The sequence below is a fragment of the Candidatus Cardinium sp. cBcalN2 genome (assembly GCF_022810445.1).
GTDB lineage: Bacteria > Bacteroidota > Bacteroidia > Cytophagales > Amoebophilaceae > Cardinium.
Genome location: NZ_JAACGD010000159.1, coordinates 1 through 2,033, shown reverse-complemented (window position 1 = coordinate 2,033; position 2,033 = coordinate 1). Strand labels below are relative to the sequence as shown.

At 34.7% G+C, this 2,033-nt stretch carries 1 protein-coding gene; it reads left to right on the top strand.

What is annotated here, in order from left to right:
* The coding region (locus tag MUW74_RS04070) for a hypothetical protein (protein ID WP_243553093.1) at window positions 1-2,033 on the top strand (2,033 nt) is incomplete at both ends.

Below are 2,033 nucleotides of genomic sequence, written 5' to 3'. Positions count from 1 at the left end.
CAACAAGCCTGTCAAAAAATTGCAAAGCATATTAATAAATCTTATGCAGATTTAGCAACCTATGACCCTCAATCATTATGTTTATTAGTCAATGGATTTAGCAAATGGCCTAGGAATGAAATAATGCAACAAGCTTGTGAAAAGCTTGCCAAATACATCAACAAAAAAATCAAGGAAGAGAATACATATCTAGAAGCGTTTAGTCCACAACATTTAGCCAATCTAGTCAATGGGTTCGCTAAATGGCAAGAACAAGCAGATACCCAAAATGCTTGTAAACAAATTGCCAAATACATCAACAAAAAAATCAAGGAAGAGGATACATATCTTAACGCATTTAATGCACAAGGTTTAGCCACTCTAGTCAATGGGTTCTCTAAATGGAGCGAACAAGAAAATACCCAAAATGCTTGTCAAGAAATTGCTAAATATATCAACAAAAAAATCAAGGAAAATAATAGATATCTTAACGAATTTAATGCACAAGAGTTATCCACTCTAGTAAATGGGTTCTCTAAATGGAACGAACAAGAAAATACCCAAAATGCTTGTCAAGAAATTGCGCAATACATCAATCAAAAAATCAAGAAAGAGAATACATATCTTAACAGGTTTAATGCACAAGAGTTATCCACTCTAGTAAATGGGTTCTCTAAATGGAACGAACAAGTAGATACCCAAAATGCCTGTCAAGAAATTGCCAAATACATCAACAAAAAAATCAAGGAAGAGAATACATATTTTAATTCATTTAATTCACAAGATTTATCCACTCTAGTAAATGGGTTCTCTAAATGGAACGAACAAGAAAACAGCAAGCATGTCTGTCAAGAAATTGCCCAATACGTCAACAAAAAAATCAAGGAAAATAATAGATATCTAGAAGCGTTTACTTCACAAGGCTTATCCACTCTAGTCAATGGGCTTTCTAAATTTAAGGACCAAGCAGATAGTAAAGATGGCTGTTTACATATTGCTGCTCATATAATCAAGGAACAATTAGTTTTTGATGCTGCTACCGTTCAAGACCTTATTGAACTAATTGCTTCCTTTTCTAGGTTTTTGTGTATAGATCATAGTAATTTATTATCTGCATCGGATCATACCCAAAACGATATATTTTTAGCAGTATTGGATTTTCTTGGCCGGCAAGCTGATTGGGATAACATCCTGCCCCAGGCAACTATGGTATCTGTTACTCGTTTATTGAAAGCATGTTGCAAACTTATAGCTGACTCTAGATTAAGGATATACACGGAGGTTGTTCCTTGTTTAGTTAAACGGATTCAAGCACTGGTAGGAGATGCAACAATTTTGCAAACAACCAATCTAGAAACATTGGGTAACCTATGCATGGGTCTATATCAGCTTACTGATTCAAAAGATTTTGAAAAAGATAGCGGTGCTATGTATCAGCTATTAATCAATTTATTCAATTCTGTTAAGCAAAAGGCTGATTTATACATAAGCTATAAACAAAAAAAGGGTTCAGATGCAGGTTCAGATGCAGAAGCTTACCATACTAGTTATGAAGCATTTACCTATTATCAGTTGATTAAAGTGTATAGTCTATTTTTACGGCCAGTTGGTGATAAAAACGCAAAAGGAAAAAAAACAATAAGCAAAGGAATCAGTAAAAAAATAGCCATAAAAGAGGATACAATAAAGGCAATACATGCATGGATTGACCAAATCTTTCAAGACTATGCTGATGGATGGATAGCATTTTCTTCTAAGAGTTTGAATTTAATGTCTAAGGTTGATGCCAGTCTAGCAGGTTATGATGAAACGCTGAACCAATTACTAGAAAATTTTATAGAAAAATACCGCCAGACTTTACAGGCACAGTTTCCACCTAAATTAATAGACCATACTGCCCAAGCTATCTTGAATAGCCTCGCATCTCATGAACCGCAACTGGCCGCAGCATCTGGTACCTTACCCTTTATAAAAAAAGATAGTAATGGAAAGGTAATCGTTCAAGATAAGGATACATTGGAGAACGATACGACTGATTATTGCATAGCAGGACG